The following is a 22,035-nucleotide window of genomic DNA, read 5'->3' as shown; positions in this document are numbered from 1 at the left end:
CGCCCCCGATTCCCGCGAACGACCGGAGCCCCCGATGGACGACACCCCCCTGCTGGAGATGCAGGACATCCGCAAGACCTTTCCCGGCGTGGTCGCACTCGACCGCGTCAACCTGCGCGTGCATGCCGGCGAGATCCACGCGCTGGTCGGCGAGAACGGCGCCGGCAAGTCCACGCTGATGAAGGTGCTGTCGGGTGTCTACCCCGCCGGTGGCCACGACGGCCGCATCCTGTTCGAGGGCCGCGAGCAGGCCTTCGCCGGCATCGCCGACAGCGAACGCCTGGGCATCATCATCATCCACCAGGAACTGGCGCTGGTGCCGCTGCTGTCGGTGACCGAGAACCTGTTCCTCGGCCACGAGATCGCGCGCCACGGCGTGCTGCAGCCCGGTCCGGCGCACCAGCGGGCGCTGCAGCTGCTCAAGCGCGTGGGCCTGGACATCGATCCGGCCACGCCGGTGGGCCGGCTGGGCATCGGCCAGCAGCAGATGGTGGAGATCGCCAAGGCGCTGGCCAAGGACGTGCGGCTGCTGATCCTCGACGAGCCCACCGCCAGCCTCAACGAACGCGACAGCCAGGCCCTGCTCGACCTGCTGATCGGACTGCGCGCCCAGGGCATCGCCTGCATCCTGATCTCGCACAAGCTCAACGAGATCGCGCGCGTGGCCGACCGGGTCACGGTGCTGCGCGACGGCAGCACGATCGAGACGATCGACTGCCGCGTCGAGCCGGTCGGCGAGGACCGGGTGATCCGCGCGATGGTCGGCCGCACGATGGCCGAGCGCTGGCCGCCGCGCACCGCCCGCCCGGGCGAGGTGGTGTTCGAGCTGCGCGACTGGTGCGCGCACCATCCGCAGCAGCCCGAGCGGCGCGTCATCGACCGCGTCAGCCTGCAGGTGCGCGCCGGCGAGGTCGTCGGCATCGCCGGTCTGATGGGCGCCGGCCGCACCGAGCTGGCGATGAGCGTCTTCGGCCGCGCCTGGGGCACGCGCATCAGCGGCCAGGCGCTGCTGCACGGCCGGCCGGTCGACCTGTCGACCGTGCAGCGCGCGATCGCCGCCGGCCTGGCCTATGTGACCGAGGACCGCAAGGGCTGCGGTCTGGTGCTCGACCAGGACATCCGCTTCAACACCCCGCTGGCCAACCTGCCCGGCGTCGCGCGCGCCGGCGTCATCCAGCCCGGCCAGGAGCATGCGGTGGCCAGCGATTACCGCGAGCGCCTGCGCATCCGCAGCTCGGGCGTCGACCACCGCACGCTCAACCTCAGCGGCGGCAACCAGCAGAAGGTGGTGCTGGCCAAGTGGCTGTTCACCCGGCCCGAGGTGCTGATTCTCGACGAGCCCACCCGCGGCATCGACGTCGGTGCCAAGTACGAGATCTACACCCTGATCAACCAGCTCGCAGCCGAAGGCAAGGCGGTGATCCTGATCTCGTCGGAGCTGCCCGAGCTGCTGGGCATGAGCGACCGTCTCTACGTGATGAACGAGGGCCGCTTCGTCGCCGAGATGCCCACCGCCGAGGCCACCCAGGAGCGCGTGATGCGCGCCATCGTCACCGCCGCGCCTCGCGCGGCCTGAACTGAACCTCCGCCCGAACCGCAGAACTCCGTTCCCGAACACCGTCATCACTGTCATGGATCGCCCCCTGCCCGCCCCCACCCTGCCCGGCACCGATGCCGGCGCCTCCCGCCCCGCCGAAGGCGGCCTCTGGCCTGTGCTGCAGAGCCATCTGCGCGACTACGGCATGCTGCTGAGCCTGGTCGTCATCATGGGCTTCTTCCAGGTGATGACCGACGGCACGCTGATGCAGCCGCTGAACCTGACCAATCTGGTGCTGCAGAACAGCTACATCGTCATCATGGCGCTGGGCATGCTGCTGGTCATCGTCGCCGGCCACATCGACCTGTCGGTGGGCTCGGTCTGTGGCTTCATCGGCGCGCTGGCAGCGGTGCTGATCGTCGAGCAGGCATGGTCGCCGCTGGCCGCCAGCGTGCTGTGCCTGGCGGTGGGCGGCCTGATCGGCGCGGCCCAGGGCCTGTTCGTCGCCCGCTTTCGCATTCCGTCCTTCATCGTCACGCTGGCCGGCATGCTGGTGTTCAAGGGCCTGGCGCTGGCGCTGCTGCAGGGCCAGTCGGTCGGGCCCTTCCCGGAGGAGTTCCAGCGCCTGGCCTCGGGCTTCATTCCCGACCCGCTGGCCGTCGACGGCGGCCTGCGCAGCGGCACGCTGCTGATCGGCGCGGTCGCCGCCGGCGTCATGATGGTGTCGGCGCTGCGCACGCGCCAGCAGCAGGCCCGCTGGGGCATGCGCACCGAGCCGCTGGCGCTGTGCGCGGTGCGGCTGGCGGTCTTCAGCGGCCTGCTGCTGTACTTCTGCGCGCTGATGGCGTCCTACAAGGGTCTGCCCAACGTGCTGGTGGTGATGACCGCGCTGGTGCTGGCCTTCGACTTCCTGACCACCCGCACCGTCACCGGCCGCCGCCTCTACGCGCTGGGCGGCAACGAGAAGGCCGCGCGCCTGTCGGGCATCCACACCGAACGGCTGACCTTCATGACCTTCGTGACGATGGGCGTGCTGGCTGCGCTGGCCGGCCTGGTCTTCGCCGCGCGGCTGAACACCGCCACGCCCAAGGCCGGCCTGGGCTTCGAGCTCGACGTGATCGCGGCCTGCTTCATCGGCGGGGCCTCGGCCTCGGGCGGCGTCGGCAAGGTGATGGGCGCGGTCATCGGCGCCTTCATCATGGGCGTGATGAACAACGGCATGTCGATCATGGGCGTGGGCATCGACTACCAGCAGGTGATCAAGGGACTGGTGCTGCTGGCCGCCGTGTTCCTCGATGTCTGGCAGAAGAACCGCTGAAGGCCCGCCGTGAGCCGCGACGCCGCCCGTCAGCTCAACCCGCTGCTGCCGGGCTACAACTTCAACCTCTATCTGGTCGCCGGCCTCACGCCGATCGAGCAGGACGGACCGCTGGACTTCCACATCGACCGCCCCGGCGGCATGAAGGGCTGCATCCTGAACCTGACGGTGGCCGGCAGCGGGCGGGTGCATGACGGCGAGCACCGCTTCGACTGCCACGAGGGCGATCTGCTGCTGTTCCCGGCCGGCGTGCCGCACTACTACGGCCGCGCCCCGCAGGCCGAGCGCTGGCACCACCGCTGGGTGTATTTCCGTCCACGCGCCTTCTGGGCCAGCTGGCTGCGCTGGCCGACCGCACCGGGCGGCCAGGTCGGACGCCTGCCGCTGACCGATCCGGCGCTGCGCGAGGAAATGGCCCAGCTGTTCGCCGACATCGACGCCACCCACCGCGGCGGCCGGCGCACCTCGCAGGAGCTGGCACTCAATCTGGTCGAGCGGCTGCTGATCCGCTGCCACGAGGAGCAGCCCGGCAGCGACGCGCGACCGCTGGACAGCCGCATCCAGACCGCCTGCCAGCTGCTGACCGACCAGCTCGCGCGCGACCTGAGCCTGGAGCAGGTGGCGGCCGAGGTCTGCCTGTCGCCGTCGCGCCTGGCCCATCTGTTTCGCGAGCAGATCGGCGTCAACCTGCTGCGCTGGCGCGAGGACCAGCGCATCATCCTGGCCAAGCACATGCTGCAGAGCACCGCCACGCCGGTCTCGGCGATCGCCGCGCGGGTCGGCTATGACGATGCGCTGTATTTTTCCCGGGTGTTCCGCAAGCGGGTGGGCGTGGCGCCGACCGAGTTCCGCCGCAGCCACGCGGAAGCCGCCGACCCCTGGATCGAGGTCGACGGCGATGCGCGCTGATCAGCGCCAGCGCATCAGCGGAAGCGGCTCTGGGTGACCGTTCGCAGGTCGCCCGGCAGCGCGGCGATGTGATCGGCCATCGCCTTCAGCTCGGCAACCGTGTAGGGCTTGGCCATGCCGGCCATGATCGCGTTGCCGCGTCCGGTGTTGCGGCCGTTGCCGCCCTGATAGGCCTTCAGCGCGACGAACAGGTAGTCGGCATGCTGGCCGGCCAGCTTCGGGTAGCTGCCGTCGATCGGCTTGTTCAGGTTCTCGCCGTGGCAGGACATGCAGTTGCCCCGCTTGAGCAGCTCGGCCACCTGCTCGCTCGGGGCGGCTGCAGCCGCGGCGGCGGTGCTGGCCGCCGGCGGGTGGCTGGCGTAGTAGACCGACAGGTCGGCGATGTCCTGATCGGTCAGCGAGCCGGCCACGCCTCGCATCGTCGGATGACGGCGCTCGCCGCTGCGGTAGCCGTTCAGCGCCGCCGCGATGTACCTGGCGCCCTGGCCGGAAATCATCGGCACCTGATGGACCTCGGGAAAGCTGGCGCGGTAGTTCGGGATGCCGTGGCAGCCGATGCACATCGCCGCCTTGCGCTGGCCGGCGGCCGGATCACCGGCCACATCCTGAGCCTGCGCACCAAGAACCATCGTGGCGAGGACACAGGCCGTCGCGGCGTGAAGGAAAGGGATCATGGCAATGGATGGGCAACGGTTTGATGCCGATCAATGAAGTTTGATCGATTATAGATACGGATCAATGCAGCAGGCAGCGCAGACGGATAGTGAAAACCCTTCGGTCGCCTGCCCGGAAATGCAGCGCACCAACCGAAAGAGGGCCATGACACCGGTACGGGTTTTCCGCACAATCGGCGACATGACCCTTACCGAACTGCGCTACATCGTCGCGGTCGCGCGCGAGCGACATTTCGGGCGCGCAGCCGAAGCGTGCTTCGTCTCGCAGCCCACCCTGTCGGTGGCCATCAAGAAGCTCGAGGAAGAACTCGAGGTCAAGATCTTCGAGCGCGGCGGCAGCGAGGTCTCGGTCACGCCGCTGGGCGAGGACATCGTGCGCCAGGCCCAGGTCACGCTGGAGAGCGCCGCCTCGATCAAGGAGATCGCCCGGCGCGGCAAGGACCCGCTGGCCGGGCCGCTGCGGCTGGGCGTGATCCACACCATCGGCCCCTATCTGCTGCCGGACCTGGTGCGCAGCACGATCGCGCAGGTGCCGCAGATGCCGCTGATGCTGCAGGAGAACTTCACCGTGCGCCTGCTCGAGATGCTGCGCACCGGCGAGCTCGACTGCACCGTGCTGGCCGAGCCCTTTCCCGACACCGGCCTGGCGATCGCGCCGCTCTACGACGAGCCCTTCATGGTCGCGGTGCCGCGCGATCACCCGCTGGCCACGCGCGAGCGCATCTCCTCGGCGGAGCTGAAGCAGGAGACCATGCTGCTGCTGGGCACCGGCCACTGCTTCCGCGACCATGTGCTCGAGGTCTGCCCGGAGTTCGCCCGCTTCGCCAGCGATGCGGAGGGCATCCGCAAGAGCTTCGAGGGCTCGTCGCTGGAGACGATCCGCCACATGGTCGCCTCCGGCATGGGCCTGACCGTGGTGCCCCAGCTGTCGATCCCGCCCGGCGCCGGCACCGACCGCGATGCGCTGGTGCGCTACCTGCCCTTCGCCGATCCGGTGCCGACCCGCCGGGTGGTGCTGGCCTGGCGTCGATCCTTCACCCGTTACGAGGCGATCGCGGCGCTGCGCAACGCGATCATGAGCTGCCCGCTCGAGGGCGTGCGGCGCATCACCGACTGACACCGAAATCCGGGGGCATGCCGCCCCCTGCCCGCACGGCGCGCAGCTCAAGGCACGGCACGCGGATGCCGAAAGCCGGGAACAGGACATCTCCGGATGTCCATTTCTCCGCTTTCGCGCCCCCCGCTGATGCCCGCACCGAAGACCGCCCACCGCTCCTCGTCCTCCGTGTCCCGCGCCTCGCCGCGCGTGCCGGCCCGTGCGACACCCCGCCCCGCACGCCAGGCCTCCGACCGCCGCCGCGAGGACCGGCGGCGCACGCTGCAGGCCTCCGACGAGGCGATCGAGGCCCGCGTGCGGCTGCGCCAGCATGCGGCGGTGGTGCGGGCGCTGCCCTGGATGTCGATGATGTCGGCGCTGGGCGCGCTGTCGGTGGCCGCCGCCGCGCCGGCCGCCGTGCCGCAGGCGCCGCTGTGGGGCTGGCTGGTGGCCTTGATGGTGCTGACGCTCGGCCACCTGCAGTTCTGGCATCAGTGCCGCCGTCAGGGCCGGCCGCTGCACATCCATCGCCGCCGCATCGGTGCCTACGAACTGCAGGCCGGCCTGACCGGGCTGCTGTGGAGCGCCCCGCCCGTGCTGATGGCCTTTGGCGGGGACGCGACCCTGGGCGTGGTCAGCGGCGCCACGCTGATGACGGTGCTGTGCGCCGGATCGCTGACCCTGATGTCGATGCCGCGTGCGCTGCATGCCTTTCTCGGCCTGCTCAGCCTGGGTCCGGTGATCGGTGCGGGCCTGCAGGGCGGGCTGCCGGCCTGGAGCCTGCTGCTGCAGTGGCTGCTGCTGGCCGGCATCGCGATCGCCAGCAGCCGCGGCGTGCAGCGCAACCTGCATGCGCGGGTCAGCGCCGAGGTCAAGTCCGATCACCAGATGCAGCTGGTCGGCCTGCTGCTGCGCGACTTCGAGGAGCAGGGCAGCGACGTGATCTGGGAGATCGACGCCGGCGGCCGCCTCTGCCATGTCTCCAGCCATCTGGCCGAGGCGCTCGGGCGCGAGGCCGCCACGCTGAACGACCGCTCGCTGCTGGGCCTGCTGGCCGAGCTGCAGAAGGATCTGCCCGAGAGCGAGCGCGAATCGGCCGGTCAGCTCCATGAGCGGCTCACCGAAGGCCAGCCCTTCCGGGACGTGCTGCTGCCGATGATGGTCGGCGGCCAGCAGCGCTGGTGGTCGATGACCGCCAAGCCGCTGGTCAACGAGCGCGGCACGCCGGTGGGCTGGCGCGGCGTCGCCCGCGACGTCACCCAGGCCCGCCATGCCGATCGGCGCCTGACCTGGCTGGCGCACAACGACACCCTGACCGGACTGACCAACCGGGCGCACTTCCGGGTGCTGCTGGAAAAGGTGCTCGGCGGCGCCAAGGCCCGCGAGCAGGCCGGCGGGCCCGCGCACTGCGGCGCGGTGATGTGCCTGGACCTGGACGGCTTCAAGAATGTCAACGACACCCTGGGCCACGCCACCGGCGACGCGCTGCTGGTCGAGGTGGCGCGCCGGCTCAAGGAGGCGGCCGGCCGCGGCCAGGTGGTGGCCCGGCTCGGCGGCGACGAGTTCGCGGTGCTGATGCGCTCGGTGCGGCAGGACGATGAGATCGGGGCCGCCGGCCAGCGCATCATCGAGGCGATGCGCGCGCCCTGCGAGGTCATGGGCGCGGCGGTGCCGGTGCGGGTGAGCGTCGGCATCGCGCGCTTTCCGCAGGACGGCATGACGGTCGACGAGATGATGCAGCACGCCGACCTGGCGCTGTACGACGCCAAGAGCCACGCGCCCGGCTCGGTGCGCTTCTTCGTCGCGCGGCTGGGCGAGCAGGTGCGCCGCCGCCTGGTGCTGGAGCGCGACCTGCGCGAGGCCATCGAGCGCGGCCAGCTCGAGCTGCACTTCCAGCCCAAGGTCAGCCTGCGCGACTGGACGGTGACCGGCTTCGAGGCGCTGCTGCGCTGGAACCATCCCGAGCACGGCCCGATCTCGCCGGTCGAGTTCATTCCGGTGGCCGAGGAAAGCGGCCTGATCCTGCAGATGGGCGAATGGGCACTCGGCCAGGCCTGCCTGGAGGCGGCGCGCTGGCCCGATCCGCTGCAGGTGGCGGTCAACATCTCGCCGGTACAGGTGATGGCGCAGAACCTGCCCGACGCGGTGCAGCGCGCGCTGCAGCGCAGCGGCCTGGCGCCGCACCGGCTCGAGCTGGAAATCACCGAATCGGTATTCATCAACGAGACCCGCGGCACGGTGGAGCGGCTGCATGCGCTGGGCCGGCTGGGCGTGCAGATCGCGCTGGACGACTTCGGCACCGGCTACTCCTCGCTGGCCTACCTGCGCCGCTTCCCCTTCGACACGCTGAAGATCGACCGCGCCTTCGTGCGCGAACTGCTGATCAGCCGCGACGCGCGCTCGATCGTGCGCAACATCCTGGCGCTGGCGCAGTCGCTGCGCATGTCCACCGTGGCCGAGGGCGTCGAGGAGCCGATGCAGGTCAGCGTGCTCGAGGCCGAAGGCTGCGACATGGTGCAGGGCTACTACGCCTCGCGGCCGATGCCGGCCCGTGACGTGATCGAGTTCGTGCTGAACTGGGGCGAGCGCCACCGCCCGGACCGACCGCGCGACTTCGATCTGGCCAACACCGAGACCGCCGCACTGCCGCAGACCTTGCCGGAAACGCTGATCTGAGCGGCGACAATGGCGGTCCTGCCCGACTGCCTCTGCCCCGCCGCGCGATGACCGCCCTCGCCTCACGTCTGCCGCTCTATCTCGACCTGATCCGCTGGAACCGCCCGGCCGGCTGGCTGCTGCTGCTGTGGCCGACGCTCTCGGCGCTGTGGCTGGCCGCCGGCGGCTGGCCGGGGCTGCATCTGCTGCTGGTGTTCACGCTGGGCACGATCCTGATGCGCAGCGCCGGCTGCTGCATCAACGATGTCGCCGACCGCGAATTCGACCGCCATGTCAAGCGCACCGCGCAGCGCCCGATCACCTCCGGCGCGATGGGCGTGAAGGAGGCGCTGGGCGTCGGAGCCGCGCTGGCGCTGGGCGCCTTCGCGCTGGTGCTGAGCACCAATGCGCCCACGATCCTGATCTCGTTCGCCGCGCTGGCGATCACGATGGCCTACCCCTATGCCAAGCGCTTCGTCGCGATGCCGCAGGCGGTGCTGGGCGTGGCCTTCAGCGTCGGCATTCCGATGGCCTTCACCGCGGTGCGCGGCGCGGTCGACCCGCTGGCCTGGGCGCTGGTGATCGGCAACCTGTTCTGGGTGCTGGCCTACGACACCGAGTACGCGATGGTCGACCGCGACGACGACCTGAAGATCGGCATCCGCACCTCGGCGATCACGCTGGGCCGCGCCGATGTGGCCGCGGTCATGCTGTTCTACGGGCTGTATCTGGCGATCTGGTCCTGGGCCGCGCTGCAGGCGGGTCTGGGCGGCGCCTTCTGGCTGGGCATCGCCGTGGCGGCCGCGCAGGTGGCCTGGCATTTCACGCTGATCCGGCATCGCAGCCGCGAGGGGTGCTTCCGTGCCTTCCGCGAGAACCACTGGGTGGGCTTCGCGGTCTTCGCCGGCTACGTGCTGGACCTGGCGCTGCGCTGATCAGCCCGCGGCGCCTGCGGCGAGCCGTCGCGCCATCGCCAGCGCCGCCACCAGGCTGTCGGCCTCGGCGCGGCCCTGGCCGGCGATGTCGAAGGCGGTGCCGTGGTCCGGGCTGGTGCGCACGAAGGGCAGCCCCAGCGTGACGTTCACGCCCTGCTCGACGCCCAGATACTTCACCGGGATCAGCCCCTGGTCGTGGTACATCGCCAGCACCAGATCGAACTCGCCGCGGCGCGCGCGCATGAAGATGGTGTCGGGCGGGAACGGCCCCTGCGCGTCGATGCCCTCGGCACGGGCAGCGGCGATCGCCGGCGCGATGATCTCGATCTCCTCGCGGCCGAAGAGCCCGCCCTCGCCCGCATGCGGATTGAGCCCGGCCACCGCGATGCGCGGCCGCGGCTGGCCCCACAGCGCGGCCGACGCGTGGCTGATGCGCAGCGTCGACAGCACCGCGTCGAACGTCACCCGATCGATCGCCTCGCGCAGCGCGCAGTGGATGGTGACCAGCACCGTGCGCAGCTCCTCGTTGGCCAGCATCATGCGCACGTCGGCCGGGCGGCCGTGGCGCGCGCTCTCGTCGGCCAGCAGCTCGGTGTGACCGGGAAAGGGCTCGCCGGCGGCGGCCAGCGCCTCCTTGTGGATCGGCGCGGTGACCAGCCCGGCGATCTCGCCGCGCATCGCCAGCGCGACCGCGTCGCGGATGCAGGCCGCGGCGAGCCGGCCGGCGCGCGCGTCGACCGTGCCCCACGGCGCCTCGGCCAGCGCCGGCTCGCGGTGGCCGGGCAACAGCACCGGCAGCGCCCCCGGCGGCACCTCGGCCAGATCCGCGACCGCGTCGATCACCGCGATCGGCACCTCCGGCACATCGTGGAGGCGCCGCAGTGCGCGCGCCGCCCGCCGCAGCACCGCGGGCTCGCCGATGACCAGCACGCCCGGGCCGATGCGGCCCTCGCGCCAGGCGCGCACGATGATTTCCGGGCCGATGCCCAGCGCATCGCCCAGCGTCAGCGCAAGCGGCCGGGCCAGGGCCGGGAAGGAAGAGGAAGCGGCAGCGGCATCAGGGTGCAGATCGGTCGTCATGCCGCGATTGTCATGGACTCGTCGCGGACCGCTTCGTGACGGTTGCTACACTCCACCGCCATGGACTGGCTGGAAAGAATCACCTGGACTGCCGACGGCCTCGTGCCGGTGATCGCGCAGGAGAAGGACAGCGGCGACGTGCTGATGTTCGCGTGGATGAACCGCGAGGCGCTGGCGCGCACCGCCGAGCTTGGCGAGGCGGTCTACTGGAGCCGCTCGCGCAACCGCCTCTGGCACAAGGGCGAGGAATCCGGCCATGTGCAGAAGGTGCATTCGATCCGCATCGACTGCGACCAGGACGTGGTGCTGCTGCGCATCACGCAGCTCGGCCACGAGCCCGGCATCGCCTGCCACACCGGCCGCCATTCCTGCTTCTTCGAGGAACTGCGCACCACGGCCGACGGTCAAAGGGCCTGGCAGGCGGTCGATCCGGTCCTGAAGGATCCCGCCACCATCTACCGTTCATGAGCGCCTGCGCCCCCGCCCCGATGACTGATGCCGCACCGGCCACCGCCGCCCCCTCCTCCACCGACAGCCTGGCCCGCCTGGCCGAGGTGATCGCCTCGCGCCGCGGCGGCGACCCGGACAGGAGCTATGTCGCGCGCCTGTTCCACAAGGGCACCGACACCATCCTGAAGAAGGTCGGCGAGGAGGCCACCGAAGTGGTCATCGCCGCCAAGGACGGCGATCCGGCCAAGATCGTCTACGAGGTCGCCGACCTGTGGTTCCACAGCATCGTCGCGCTGGCGCAGTTCGGCCTGACCCCGGCGCAGGTGATCGCCGAGCTCGAGCGCCGCGAGGGCCTGTCGGGTCTGGCCGAGTTCGCCAGCCGGCCGCGCTGAACCTCATCGTCCCTTTCACGCATCGACGCACGCATCGACGGAGCTGCCGCCATGAGCCACGACCCGAACTGCATCTTCTGCCGCATCGCCGCCGGCGAGATCCCCGCGCAGAAGGTCCACGAGGACGACGAGCTGATCGCCTTCAAGGACATCCGCCCGGCCGCGCCGGTGCATCTGCTGATCATCCCGCGCGAGCACATCGCCACGCTGGCCGACGCCGAGCCGCGCCACCAGGCGCTGCTGGGCCGCATGGCGCTGCTGGCGACGAAGCTGGCGCGCGAGCATGGCGCCGACAACGGCTTCCGCACGGTGATCAACACCGGCCCGGACGGCGGCCAGGAGGTCTACCACCTCCACATGCATGTCATGGGCGGTCCGCGCCCCTGGAAACAGGGCTGAGACGCCCCACCTAGAATCCCGACCATCCACCGCACCCGCAGCACTCACGGAGCACCCTCATGGGCCTGTCCACCACTCACCTGATCATCTTCCTCGTCATCATCGTGCTGGTCTTCGGCACGAAGAAGCTCAAGAACATCGGCTCCGACCTCGGTTCGGCGGTCAAGGGCTTCAAGGATGGCGTGAAGGACGGCGACAAGCCGGCCGCCGAGGCCGCCGCCCAGCCGACCCCCTCCGCCACCGCGCAGGTCGCCGAGAAGCGCGTCGACAACAGCCAGGCGATCGACGTCGAGGCCCGCACCAAGCAGTGATCCGCTGAACCGGATCTCCTCGGGAACCCCTGAATGCTCGACATAGGCATTTCGAAGCTGATGCTGGTGGCCGGCATCGCGCTGGTCGTGATCGGTCCGGAGCGGCTGCCCAAGGTGGCGCGCATGGCCGGCACGCTGCTCGGCCGCGCGCAGCGCTATGTCGCCGACGTCAAGGCCGAGGTCAACCGCTCGATGGAGCTCGACGAGCTCAACAAGGTGCGCCGCGAGTTCGAGACCGCGGCGCGCGATGTCGGCCAGTCGGTCTCCTCGAGCCTGGACTCGGCCACCGGCCAGATCAACGCGGCCCTGAGCGGCCCGGGCAGCGCCGGCACGGACGACGACAGCGCCCCGACCTACGAGCCCTACGAGTGGGACAGCTCGCCGGCGGTGCCGACCTATGTGCACCCGCGCAAGAAATGGCGCGTCAAGCGTGGCGCCATTCCGCAGTGGTACAAGAAGCGCGAAGGCGTGCGGCGCCATGTGCAGTCCGGCGCCGCGCGGGTCGCGCGCTTTCGTCCGCCGCGCCGCAGCGTCTGATCATCCGTCCCGCCTGGCGGGACTTCTCCTTGCGCCCCCCACCCCATCGTGAGTTCGAGCCCTGACCCCCAACCCGACGAGCTCGCCGGGACCGAAGCGCCCTTCGTCAGCCATCTGATCGAGCTGCGCGACCGCCTGCTGCACTCGGTCTACGGCGTCGGCGCCATCTTCATCCTGCTGTGCCTCTATCCCGGCCCGTCCCAGGTCTACGACCTGCTGGCGCTGCCGCTGGTGAAGTCGCTGCCGGAAGGCTCGAAGATGATCGCCGTCGGCGTCGTCTCGCCCTTCCTGATCCCGATCAAGGTCACGCTGCTGGCCGGCTTCGGCGTCGCGCTGCCCTGGGTGCTCTACCAGGTCTGGGCCTTCGTGGCGCCCGGCCTGTACCGCCACGAGCAGCGTCTGGTGCTGCCGCTGGTGGCCAGCAGCACGATCCTGTTCTACACCGGCGTGGCCTTCTGCTACTTCTTCGTGTTCGGCCAGGCCTTTCCGGCGATCCAGTCGATGGCGCCCGCCTCGGTCGCGGTCAGCCCGGACATCGAGGCCTACCTCGACTTCGTGCTGACGATGTTCATCGCCTTCGGCGTGGCCTTCGAGGTGCCGGTGGCGGTGGTGGTGCTGGCCCGGCTCGGGGTGGTGACCATCGAGCAGCTGCGCGAGTGGCGCCGCTACTTCTGGGTGGCGGCCGCGGCGGTGGCCGGCCTGGTGACGCCGCCGGATGCGGTGTCGATGATCGCGCTGCTGGTGCCGATGGGCCTGCTCTACGAGGTCGGCATCTGGGCGGCGGGCTTCTTCATGAAGTATTCGGCCGCCCCGGACTCCTCAGCGTCCTGATCCGGGCGCACCGCGCGCGGTCCGCGCCTTGGGCCGCTGCGCCACCCGCACCGTCAGCTCGAGCTGCTGGCGGCCGCGGTGCACCGACAGCACTGCCTGGGTCTGAGGCCGCAGGCCGGCCACCGCGTCGAGCAGCTGCGCGGTGTTCATCACCGGGGTGCCGGCCACCTTCACCACCACGTCCCCGGGCTGCACGCCGGCCGCACTGGCCGGACCGTCCTGCAGCACGCCGGTGATCAGGACGCCACGCTCGACCTCCAGCCCGAAGGACTCGGCCATGTCGCGGGTCAGGTCGCTGGGCTGCACGCCGATCCAGCCGCGGGTGACCACGCCCTCGGTGATCAGGCCCTCCATCACCTGGCGCGCGGTGGCCACCGGAATCGCGAAGCCGATGCCCATGCTGCCGCCCGAGCGCGAATAGATCGCGGTGTTGATGCCCAGCAGCTGGCCATTGATGTCGACGAGCGCGCCGCCGGAATTGCCCGGATTGATCGCCGCATCGGTCTGGATGAAGTTCTCGAAGGTGTTCAGCCCCAGGCCGCTGCGGCCGACCGCACTGACGATGCCCGAAGTCACCGTCTGGCCGACATTGAACGGATTGCCGATGGCCAGCACGATGTCGCCGACCTGCAGCGCGTCGGCATCGCCGAAGGTGATGGCCGGCAGGCCGCCAAGATCGACCTTCAGCACCGCCAGATCGCTGTCCGGATCGGTGCCGACCACCTTGGCGGCGACACGCCGACCGTCGGCCAGGCCGATCTCGATCTGCTCGGCGTTGTCGATGACATGGTTGTTGGTCAGCAGATAGCCATCCGGCGAGACGATGACCGCCGAGCCGGTGCCGGCGCTGCCGCCACCGCCGTCCGGGTCGCCGAAATGGCGACGCAGGGCATCGCTGGCACTGGCCGGGCTCTCGGCCGCCGAGGTCATCACGCTGACCACCGAGGGCGAGGCGCGCCGTGCGGCCGGGGCGTAGCTGCCGGGGCTGCTCGCTCCGTCCAGCGGCAGCGGTGCCGCCTGGATGATGCTGAACTGCACCGGCGCGCTGCCCGGACGCCCGCCCAGCCACTGCGGCTTGAGCGTGGCCAGCACGAAGACGGCGGCCAGCGCCACCGTGACGGCCTGCGAGAATATGAGCCAGAGCCTGCGCATGAACGGACAACCGGAGATGGAAAGAGTGACTGAGGACCTGAGGACCGACACCGGCGGTGGCGCGGACCGCGACGCGCTTGCAGGCTGGATGGACCGGCTGCTCGAGAGCGGACGTTTTTCGGATTATGGTCCCAACGGCCTGCAGGTCGAGGGTCGTGCGCGCGTGCGTCGCATCGTCAGCGGCGTGACCGCCAGCCTGGCGCTGATCGAGGCTGCCGCGGCCGATGGCGCCGATGCGATCGTCGTGCACCACGGCCTGTTCTGGCGCGGCCAGGACGGCCGGGTCACCGGCTGGATGAAGCGCCGGCTGGCCGCGCTGCTGGCGCACGACATCAGTCTCTATGCCTACCACCTGCCGCTGGACGCGCACCCGGAGGTCGGCAACAACGCCCGGCTCGGCGCCGAGCTGGGCCTGACGGTCGCGGGCAGCTTCGGCGACAAGGCGCTCGGGCTGATCGGTGCGCCAGCCGACGGGCCCTGCTCGCTCGAGGCCCTGACCGCACGCGTGCAGGCCACGCTGGGCCGCGCGCCCGTCGTCGTGCCCGGCGACGGGCGGCCGCTGCGGCGGGTGGCCTGGTGCACCGGCGGCGCCCAGGGCTACTTCGAGCCGGCGATCGCCGCCGGCGCCGACGTCTACCTGACCGGCGAGATCTCCGAGCCGCAGGCGCACATCGCGCGCGAGACCGGCTGCGCCTTTCTCGCCTGCGGCCACCACGCCACCGAGCGCTACGGCGCGCAGGCGCTGGGCGCGCGGGTCGCGGCCGAGTTCGGCCTGCAGCACCGCTTCATCGATCTGGACAACCCGGCCTGATCAGCACGGCCTGATCAACCCGGCGCGATCACGCCGGCAGACGAATGCCGCAGCCACTGCAGCTCGATCGTCTCGCCGGCCTGCCGCTCGCAGGCCAGGGCCCAGTGGTGGGAGCCGGCCTCGAGGCCGCCCTGCAGCCAGCCCCCGTCGACCCAGTGCAGCAGCGCGGCCGGCAGCGCAGCCCTGCCCGGCTGCACCCGCCAGAGCCCGTTCGGCGCCGGCAGCAGCTCGAGCCCCGCAGGCTCGAGACCGCTCAGGCCGATGCCGGCGGCCTTCAGCAGCGCCTCCTTCAGGGTCCAGCGCGTCAGCAGGAAATGACGCCGAGCACGGCCACCACCACCGCCATCCATGCCGTCGACACCGTCGACGCCGTGCGCGTCGACCAGGGCCTGCCAGTGCCGCCACTCGCCGGGCGACAGCAGGGTGCGCCCCAGCGCCTCGTCCGGCTGCAGGGCATCGACCGGCTCGACATCGACCCCGATCTCCCGCTCCCAGGCCAGCGCCACCGCCACCAGGCCGGCGCAGTGGGACAGATTGAAGCGCAGCGCCTGCAGCGCCGGATGCTGCTGCGGGCACAGCGCCGGCTTGCCCGCCTCGGCCCGGACAAGGCGCCAGCGCGCGGGATCGATCGGCGCATGCCGGCTGAGCACGCGGCGCAGCAGGGCATGCGCACGGATGAACAGCACCCGGTCGGCTGGCCGGCGCAGCCGCATCGCCCGGGCACGCTCGGACTCGTCCAGAACCGCGAGATCGACCGGATCCTCAGGCTCGCCGGGGGCGACCGGCATCAGGTGCAGCTCGATGCGGCAGGGCCGGTGGCGGCGCAGACCGAACACAGGAGGCTCAGCCCTGCAGCGCCTGCCTCAGCCGCTCGGCCTGCGGGCCGAAGGCGTAGCCGTCCATCGCCAGCACGCCGGCATCGACGCTGTCGTGGATGCGCACGCCGGCGGTGTTGCCGCCGGCACCGGCCGCGACATAGAAGGGCAGCCAGTGCTCGTCGGTCGGATGCTGCTGCGCGGCCTCGGGCGCCTGGCGGCGGTAGTCGAACAGCGCCGGCCAGTCGCGCGCGGCGGCGCGGTCGCGGACCCAGTCCTGGAAGGCGACGACATCGGCGGCGGCCGGATCGACCGCGCCGCGCAGGCCGAAGAAGCGGCGCAGGTTGTGCGTCATCGCACCGCTGCCGATCACCAGCACGCCCTCGTCGGCCAGCGGCGCCAGCGCCGCGCCGATCGCCCACTGCTGCTGCGGCGAGGCGCCGGGCACCAGCGTCAGCGGCACCACCGGCACCTCGGCGCCCGGCCAGGCGCGCTTCATCACCGTCCAGATGCCGTGATCGAGGCCCTCGGCCTCGACCGCAGGCGCCTCGATGCCGGCGCGGGCCAGCAGCCGGGAAGCCTGCAGCGCCAGGGCCGGCGCGCCCGTCGCGTCATAGCGCTGCGCGTACAGCTCGGCCGGAAATCCGCCGAAGTCGTGGATCGCCGGATGGCGCGCGCCGGCCAGCACCATCGGCTGGCGGGTCGAGGAATGCGGCGACACCACCAGCGCCGCCCGAGGCCGGCCGAAGGTGCGCTCGATCACCGGTCCGAGCCGGTCGAGAAAGCGGGCCGCCGGCGAATCCTCGATCGCGATCATCGGGGAGCCGTGGGACAGATAGAGGGTGGGCAGCGAAGTGTTCATGGCGAAGTGATTGCAGCATGGCCGCCGCCCCGTGATGTTCTGCGACTTTGCACGCAGCGTTCTGAAGCGGCGCGGGCGCTGGTGTAAGGTCGGACACCATGAGCGCCACTGCCCTGCCCGCCCGCCCCGCGACCGTTCCGCCTCCCCGTCCGCCGGCGGTCACCACCCTGGCCTGGCGCCAGCTGCTGCGCGACTTCCGCGCCGGCGAGCTGCGGCTGATGCTGGTGGCCGTCGCGCTGGCGGTAGCGGCACTGTGCGCGGTCGGCTTCTTCGCCGACCGGCTGGCGGCCGGACTGTCGCGCGACGCGCTGACGATGCTCGGGGGCGACGCGGTCATCGCCAGCGACCAGCCCCTGCCGGCGGCCTTCGACGACACCGCACGGCGCATGGGCCTGCAGCGGGCCACCAGCGCCCGGTTTCCCAGCATGGCGCGTGCGCCCGACGCGCGCGGCGGCGCGATCCGGCTGGTCTCGGTCAAGGCGGTCGCCAGCACCTATCCGCTGCGCGGCGAGCTGCAGGTGGCGCTGCACGCCGAGGGCCCGACCGAGATCCGCCGCCAGGGCCCGCAGGCCGGCGAGGTGTGGGTCGAGGCCGCGGTGCTCGACAGCCTGGGCCTGACGGTCGGCGACACGCTGATGCTGGGCGAGCGCGGCCTGCGCATCGGTGCGCTGCTGCGCGCCGAGCCGGACCGCGATGCCGGCTTCGTCAGCTTCGCGCCGCGGGTGCTGATGGCCGAGGCCGATCTGGCGTCGACCGGCCTGATCCAGCCCGCCAGCCGGGTGAGCTGGCGCCTGGCGGTGGCCGCGCCCGAGGGCGAGCGGCGCCAGACCGCGGTGCGCGGCTTCGTCGCCTGGGCCGAGACCGCGATCGAGGCCGGCCGGCTGCGCGGCATGCGCATCGAGTCGATCGAGAACGCCCGCCCGGAAATGCGCCAGGCGCTGGACCGGGCCAGCCAGTTCCTGCAGCTGGTCGCGGTGCTGGCGGCGCTGCTGGCGGCGGTGGCGGTCGGCATCGCCGCACGGGGCTTCGCGGCCCGTCATCTGGACGCCTGCGCGCTGATGCGGGTGCTGGGCCTGTCGCAGCAGCGCATCGCCGCCATCTATGCGCTGGAGCTGCTGATGGTCGGCCTGGCCGCCAGCGTGCTGGGCGTGCTGCTGGGCCTGGCGGTGCATGAGGTCTTCGTGCGGCTGCTGGCCGGCCTGGTCGAGAGCGACCTGCCCGCGCCCAGCCTGCGGCCGGGCCTGTTCGGCCTGGGCACCGGCCTGGTGCTGCTGGCGGCCTTCGGGCTGCCGCCGGTGCTGCAGCTCGCGCGCGTGCCGCCGCTGCGGGTGCTGCGCCGCGACCTGGGCGGACTGCGGCCGACCTCGCTGGGCGTGCTCGGCGCCGGGCTGGCGGGCTACGCCGCACTGCTGATGAGCGTGGCCGACGACGCGAAGCTCGGCGCGATCGCGGTCGGCGGCTTCGCGGCGGCCTGGGCGCTCTTCGCCGGCGTGGCCTGGCTGGCGGTGCAGCTGCTGCGCCGGGCGGTGCCGGAAACCGGCGCGCCGCGCTGGCTGGCGCTGGCGACCCGCCAGATCGGCGCCCGCCCGGCGCTGGCGGTGCTGCAGGTCAGCGCGCTGGCCATCGGCCTGATGGCGCTGATGGTCCTGGTGCTGATGCGCACCGATCTGGTCGACAGCTGGCGCGCCGCCACGCCGGCCAACGCGCCGGACCGCTTCATCATCAACATCCAGCCCGACCAGGCCGCGGACTTCCGCCGCACGGTCGAGCAGGCCGGCGTCAGCGGCTACGACTGGTACCCGATGATCCGTGGCCGGCTGACCACGATCAACGGCCGGGCAGTCACCCCGGCCAGCTTCTCCGAAGACCGGGCGCAGCGCCTGGTCGAGCGCGAATTCAACCTCAGCCATGCCGCGACGCTGCCGACGCACAACACGCTGGCGGGCGGGCGCTGGCAGGCCGACGAGGCCGACGGGCTGAGCGTCGAGGAAGGCCTGGCGCGAACGCTCGGCCTGAAGCTGGGCGACCGCATGGGCTTCGACATCGCCGGCACGGTGGTGGAGGGCCGCATCACCAGCCTGCGCCGGGTCGACTGGGGCTCGATGCGGGTCAACTTCTTCGTGATGTTCCCGCGCGCGGAGATGCCGGAGCTGCCGGCGACCTACATCTCGGCGCTGCGGGCGCCCGCGCGGGCCGGATTCGACGCCCAGCTGGCACGCGACTTTCCCAACCTGACCGTGGTCGATGTGTCGCAGCAGATCGCGCAGGTGCAGAAGGTGCTGGATCAGGTGATCCGCGCGGTCGAGTTCCTGTTCGGCTTCACGCTGGCGGCCGGCCTGCTGGTGCTGTTCGCCGCCGTCAGCGCCACCCGCGAATCGCGCGCCCGGGAGTTCGCGCTGCTGCGCGCGATGGGCGCCGGCAGCGCGCTGCTGCGCCAGGTGCAGCGCACCGAGCTGTTCGGACTGGGCGCACTGGCCGGACTCCTGGCGGCGCTGGCCGCGGTGGCGGTGAGCTGGGCGCTGGCACGCCAGGTGTTCGGCTTCGCCTGGACGCCCTCGCCCTGGGTGCCGCTGGCCGGCACCGTCGCCGGCGCGCTGATGGCCGCGCTGGCCGGCTGGTGGAGCCTGCGCGGCGTGCTGCAGCGGCCGGTCAGCGAGACGCTGCGCCAGGCGGCAGCCGACTGATCCTCGCTCAGACCCCCGAGGTCTCGGGCAGCCGGATCGAGGCCAGCGCGATGCGGTTGCCCCCGCGCAGCCGCGCATCGGTCAGCGCCCGCACCGCGGCCTGGCTGAGCTCGGCCAGCGTCGCGGCCGTGTGCGGGAAGCTGGCGATGCCGATCGAGATCTCGAATCCCAGGCTGCGACCGTCCTGCACCACCACCTGGGTGGCGCAGGCGCGGCGCAGATGCTCCATGCGCGCATGGGCGGTCGCCAGGCCGACGCCGGACAGCAGGATCGCGAAGCGGCCGTCCCCGAGCTGGGACAGCACATCCATCGCGCGGGTGTTGGTGCGCATCAGGTGGCCCATCATCTCGACGATGCGCTGCACCGCCGCCTCGCCGTGGCTCTGGCGCATCGCCTCGATGCGGTCGATCGCCAGCAGCACCAGCGCGAACTCGCGGTGCTCGCGCTGCGACAGCGCGGCCTCGCGGCGCAGGTGCTCCTCGAAATGCTCGCGCCGGAACAGCTCGCCCGGACGGTCCAGGCCCTGCTCGTGCTGCCGGCGCATCGCCTCGATCGCCTGCTGCAGACGCTCGATCTGACCCAGCGCCTGCTGCAGCTGCATCGACTCGCGCCGCACCGCGGTCACATCGCGCCACAGCGTCAGCAGCAGCGGCTCGCCGGCCAGGCCGTGCAGCACCCGACGCAGCGCACGCAGCTCGACCCGCCGCCCGTCGGCGCGCTCGAACACATGGTCGTCGACCGACATCGGCTGCCCGCTGGCCAGCGCGCGGGCATCGGCCGCCTGGATCGCGCTGGCCACCGGCTGCGGCAGCGGCACCTCCCCGCCGACCCAGTCCTGCCAGGACGGGCTGGCCCAGACGGGGCGGCCGTCCGCGGCCCGCTTCAGGGTCGCCATCGCGCCGTCGATCAGCAGCAGATCGAGAAGGCTCTCGTTCAGTGCGACAGGAGCCACGACGGCATCGGAGAGGTCGGACAGCGCGGAAATGCTCATCCGGGAATGATAAGCAGCGCATCATGCCCGGCGCTGACGCGGATCAGCGCCGGCCGTGAAGCCTCACCGGCATCCACCCGCCGACATCAACCCATCAGCATCTGCATGCTCTGCTCGTACTCGCGGGTCAGCGCGTCGAACAGCTCCAGCAGCGACTCGCTGCTGGCCGCCAGCGTGATGCGCGCGCCCTGCTGCGCACCGGCACGCACCGCGGCGAGCATGTCGCGCCAGGTCGCCTCGGCTCGGGCCAGGCCCTCGCGGATCAGCGGCGTCGACAGCGGAATCTCGTGCAGATAGGCCAGTCCGCGCTCGAAGGCCTCGGCGGTGGGCGCCAGGTCGACCGGCAGCGGCTCGGCGGGCGCGATCGCCGGGCCGCTGCGCAGCAGCGCCAGCTTGGCCAGGCGCTGCACCAGCATGCGCTGGCGCCCCGAGACATTGATGACATGCAGCGACGGCGTCAGCCCGGCATTCTCCAGCGCCTGGGTCAGCCGGTCCGACAGCTCCAGCAGCCGCTCGGCCTCCTGGTCGAGCACCGCCGTGCGCGAGCTCACCGGCAGACCGCCCAGCCCGGCCTGCACCGTCGCCCAGGTGCCCTGCACCGCGCCGAGCAGATCGCCGAAGGTCGGCTGCGACAGGCTGCGCGCCAGCACCGACAGGCTCTGATCGACCTGGGTGACCGAATCGGCCAGCAGCGCGCGCGAGCCGGCCACCTCGACACCGGCCGCCGCCAGCGCGTAGAGCTTGACGATGCGCTGCGACAGCATGCGCAGCCGGCCGGCGCGGTTGATCGCCTCGGCATAGTGGGCCGAGTCGATCACCTGCTGCGAGACCTGGCCGATGCGCAGCTTGGCATGCATCGAGGCCGAGCGCAGCAGCCGGAAGGCTTCGTCCTCGCTGATCTGGCGCGCGCTCATCAGGATGCCCTTGGCACGGTCGACCAGCTTGCGCTCCTCGAGCCGGCGCTTCAGGTCGCCGAGCTCCTCGCGCATCTGGCGCATCTGGCGGTGGCGGGCGCTGGTGAACTGGATCAGCGGCCGCAGCCGCCCGGCCGCATAGCCGTTGACCACCCAGCCGTCGATGCCCGAGGCGATCGCGGTCTCCATCGTCTCGGCCCGGACATCGCTGGTGAACACCAGCACCGGCGCGGGCGCGGCCGACTCGAGCAGCCGCGTCGCCTCGAACAGCTCCTCGCCGGGGTGGGGATCCCAGACAATGACCATGTCTGGTGCATGACGCACCGCCTCGCGCACCATGCCGGCGCATGTGCAGCGGGCACAGACCTGCAGCCCGTTGGACTCCAGGTCGGTCACGAGGGTTGGCGCATCAGGCTGGGCCGGAGCCACGGCAAGGATCTTCAGCATGTCTTGAAAGTCTTGATCTTGAACCAGGAGGGAGGAGCGTCATGCGACGCTCTTGTGAGGCAACACCTAGCACGCACCACGCCAGGCATGCACCGTCCAGGTGCCGGCATGGAAGATGCTTGCCCGCTGGCACGGTCGCAGAGCTGCGATCCGCCGGCGCCGCAAGCCGGCCCCGGTCCGCCGCCGGACCGCATGGTGCCGCCAGAGCACCTCGCACAGACCCTGTTGCGCACAG

The 22,035-nt window shown here is 71.5% G+C and carries 21 protein-coding genes; 14 read left to right on the top strand and 7 right to left on the bottom strand.

From position 1 onward, the window contains the following. Positions 1 to 34 precede the first annotated feature (34 nt). The 3 genes from mmsA to araC are packed head-to-tail and all read left to right on the top strand — an operon-like array spanning position 35 to position 3,764. Positions 35 to 1,576, top strand: coding sequence for a multiple monosaccharide ABC transporter ATP-binding protein (gene mmsA / locus HZU84_RS01300; RefSeq protein WP_149504027.1), 1,542 nt, complete (start codon positions 35 to 37; stop codon positions 1,574 to 1,576). A 55-nt stretch (positions 1,577 to 1,631) separates the two neighbouring features. Further along, on the top strand, positions 1,632 to 2,855 hold the full coding sequence (gene mmsB / locus HZU84_RS01295; RefSeq protein WP_149504028.1) for a multiple monosaccharide ABC transporter permease: 1,224 nt from the start codon (positions 1,632 to 1,634) through the stop codon (positions 2,853 to 2,855). Between the two features lie 9 nt (positions 2,856 to 2,864). Then, on the top strand, positions 2,865 to 3,764 hold the full coding sequence (gene araC / locus HZU84_RS01290; RefSeq protein ID WP_149504029.1) for an arabinose operon transcriptional regulator AraC: 900 nt from the start codon (positions 2,865 to 2,867) through the stop codon (positions 3,762 to 3,764). 14 nt (positions 3,765 to 3,778) lie between these two features. On the opposite strand, the gene HZU84_RS01285 is transcribed toward araC, so the two are convergent. Continuing rightward, the gene (locus HZU84_RS01285) at positions 3,779 to 4,438 is read right to left on the bottom strand and encodes a c-type cytochrome (protein ID WP_149504030.1); all 660 of its coding nucleotides are present in this window, start codon (positions 4,436 to 4,438) and stop codon (positions 3,779 to 3,781) included. Between the two features lie 181 nt (positions 4,439 to 4,619). Between HZU84_RS01285 and HZU84_RS01280 the strand changes: the two genes are divergently transcribed. The 3 genes from HZU84_RS01280 to ubiA all read left to right on the top strand — a co-directional run bounded on the left by HZU84_RS01280 (position 4,620) and on the right by ubiA (position 9,124). Further along, positions 4,620 to 5,555 (top strand): LysR substrate-binding domain-containing protein, encoded by a 936-nt coding sequence (locus tag HZU84_RS01280; RefSeq protein WP_149504031.1) that lies wholly within the window; start codon positions 4,620 to 4,622, stop codon positions 5,553 to 5,555. A 129-nt stretch (positions 5,556 to 5,684) separates the two neighbouring features. Continuing rightward, positions 5,685 to 8,210 carry a putative bifunctional diguanylate cyclase/phosphodiesterase gene (locus tag HZU84_RS01275; RefSeq protein ID WP_180692741.1) on the top strand — a complete coding sequence of 842 codons (2,526 nt, stop codon included), beginning with the start codon at positions 5,685 to 5,687 and terminating at the stop codon, positions 8,208 to 8,210. Positions 8,211 to 8,257: 47 nt separating this feature from the next. Next, on the top strand, positions 8,258 to 9,124 hold the full coding sequence (gene ubiA / locus HZU84_RS01270; RefSeq protein ID WP_149504033.1) for a 4-hydroxybenzoate octaprenyltransferase: 867 nt from the start codon (positions 8,258 to 8,260) through the stop codon (positions 9,122 to 9,124). On the opposite strand, the gene pdxA is transcribed toward ubiA, so the two are convergent. Continuing rightward, positions 9,125 to 10,204 (bottom strand): 4-hydroxythreonine-4-phosphate dehydrogenase PdxA, encoded by a 1,080-nt coding sequence (pdxA, locus tag HZU84_RS01265; protein WP_149504034.1) that lies wholly within the window; start codon positions 10,202 to 10,204, stop codon positions 9,125 to 9,127. A 60-nt stretch (positions 10,205 to 10,264) separates the two neighbouring features. On the opposite strand from pdxA, the gene hisI reads away from it, so the two are divergent. From hisI to tatC, 6 genes are read left to right on the top strand one after another with little or no spacing between them, the layout of a single operon-like run. Next, positions 10,265 to 10,672 (top strand): phosphoribosyl-AMP cyclohydrolase, encoded by a 408-nt coding sequence (hisI, locus tag HZU84_RS01260; RefSeq protein WP_149504035.1) that lies wholly within the window; start codon positions 10,265 to 10,267, stop codon positions 10,670 to 10,672. 20 nt (positions 10,673 to 10,692) lie between these two features. Beyond that, a complete protein-coding gene (locus tag HZU84_RS01255) occupies positions 10,693 to 11,046 on the top strand; it encodes a phosphoribosyl-ATP diphosphatase (protein ID WP_149504036.1) in 354 nt (117 codons plus the stop codon). Between the two features lie 51 nt (positions 11,047 to 11,097). Next, positions 11,098 to 11,445, top strand: a complete 348-nt coding sequence (locus HZU84_RS01250) for a histidine triad nucleotide-binding protein (RefSeq protein ID WP_037481929.1) — start codon at positions 11,098 to 11,100, stop codon at positions 11,443 to 11,445. A 59-nt stretch (positions 11,446 to 11,504) separates the two neighbouring features. Next, a complete protein-coding gene (gene tatA, locus HZU84_RS01245) occupies positions 11,505 to 11,756 on the top strand; it encodes a Sec-independent protein translocase subunit TatA (protein WP_149504037.1) in 252 nt (83 codons plus the stop codon). A gap of 33 nt (positions 11,757 to 11,789) precedes the next feature. Further along, positions 11,790 to 12,293 (top strand): Sec-independent protein translocase protein TatB, encoded by a 504-nt coding sequence (gene tatB / locus HZU84_RS01240; RefSeq protein WP_149504038.1) that lies wholly within the window; start codon positions 11,790 to 11,792, stop codon positions 12,291 to 12,293. A 48-nt stretch (positions 12,294 to 12,341) separates the two neighbouring features. Further along, a complete protein-coding gene (gene tatC, locus HZU84_RS01235; RefSeq protein ID WP_149504039.1) occupies positions 12,342 to 13,124 on the top strand; it encodes a twin-arginine translocase subunit TatC in 783 nt (260 codons plus the stop codon). Here tatC and HZU84_RS01230 read toward each other — a convergent pair. Beyond that, a complete protein-coding gene (locus tag HZU84_RS01230; RefSeq protein WP_149504040.1) occupies positions 13,113 to 14,276 on the bottom strand; it encodes a S1C family serine protease in 1,164 nt (387 codons plus the stop codon). The two genes, tatC and HZU84_RS01230, sit on opposite strands and share 12 nt — an antisense overlap. A 16-nt stretch (positions 14,277 to 14,292) precedes the next feature. On the opposite strand from HZU84_RS01230, the gene HZU84_RS01225 reads away from it, so the two are divergent. Then, positions 14,293 to 15,087 carry a Nif3-like dinuclear metal center hexameric protein gene (locus HZU84_RS01225; RefSeq protein WP_149504041.1) on the top strand — a complete coding sequence of 265 codons (795 nt, stop codon included), beginning with the start codon at positions 14,293 to 14,295 and terminating at the stop codon, positions 15,085 to 15,087. 14 nt (positions 15,088 to 15,101) lie between these two features. Here HZU84_RS01225 and HZU84_RS01220 read toward each other — a convergent pair whose 3' ends face one another. Together HZU84_RS01220 and HZU84_RS01215 are read right to left on the bottom strand one after the other, a co-directional pair. After that, complete coding sequence (locus HZU84_RS01220) at positions 15,102 to 15,923, bottom strand: 4'-phosphopantetheinyl transferase family protein (RefSeq protein WP_149504042.1); 822 nt, start codon at positions 15,921 to 15,923, stop codon at positions 15,102 to 15,104. Positions 15,924 to 15,930: 7 nt separating this feature from the next. Further along, positions 15,931 to 16,764 carry a DODA-type extradiol aromatic ring-opening family dioxygenase gene (locus HZU84_RS01215; RefSeq protein ID WP_149504043.1) on the bottom strand — a complete coding sequence of 278 codons (834 nt, stop codon included), beginning with the start codon at positions 16,762 to 16,764 and terminating at the stop codon, positions 15,931 to 15,933. Positions 16,765 to 16,862: 98 nt separating this feature from the next. Between HZU84_RS01215 and HZU84_RS01210 the strand changes: the two genes are divergently transcribed. Further along, positions 16,863 to 19,448, top strand: coding sequence for an ABC transporter permease (locus tag HZU84_RS01210; protein WP_149504044.1), 2,586 nt, complete (start codon positions 16,863 to 16,865; stop codon positions 19,446 to 19,448). Positions 19,449 to 19,455: 7 nt separating this feature from the next. Here the strand turns inward: HZU84_RS01210 and HZU84_RS01205 are convergent, their stop codons facing one another. Both HZU84_RS01205 and HZU84_RS01200 read right to left on the bottom strand, forming a co-directional pair. After that, positions 19,456 to 20,439 carry a GGDEF domain-containing protein gene (locus HZU84_RS01205; RefSeq protein WP_149504045.1) on the bottom strand — a complete coding sequence of 328 codons (984 nt, stop codon included), beginning with the start codon at positions 20,437 to 20,439 and terminating at the stop codon, positions 19,456 to 19,458. A gap of 86 nt (positions 20,440 to 20,525) precedes the next feature. Then, positions 20,526 to 21,800 (bottom strand): type IV pili methyl-accepting chemotaxis transducer N-terminal domain-containing protein, encoded by a 1,275-nt coding sequence (locus HZU84_RS01200; RefSeq protein WP_149504046.1) that lies wholly within the window; start codon positions 21,798 to 21,800, stop codon positions 20,526 to 20,528. Positions 21,801 to 22,035 lie beyond the last annotated feature (235 nt).

Origin of the sequence: Sphaerotilus sulfidivorans, from assembly GCF_013426975.1 — a bacterium.
In the GTDB taxonomy this organism is placed as follows: Bacteria; Pseudomonadota; Gammaproteobacteria; order Burkholderiales; family Burkholderiaceae_C; genus Sphaerotilus; species Sphaerotilus sulfidivorans.
The sequence above is the reverse complement of the archived record's forward strand: the minus strand, read 5'-3'. Positions and strand labels throughout refer to the sequence as shown.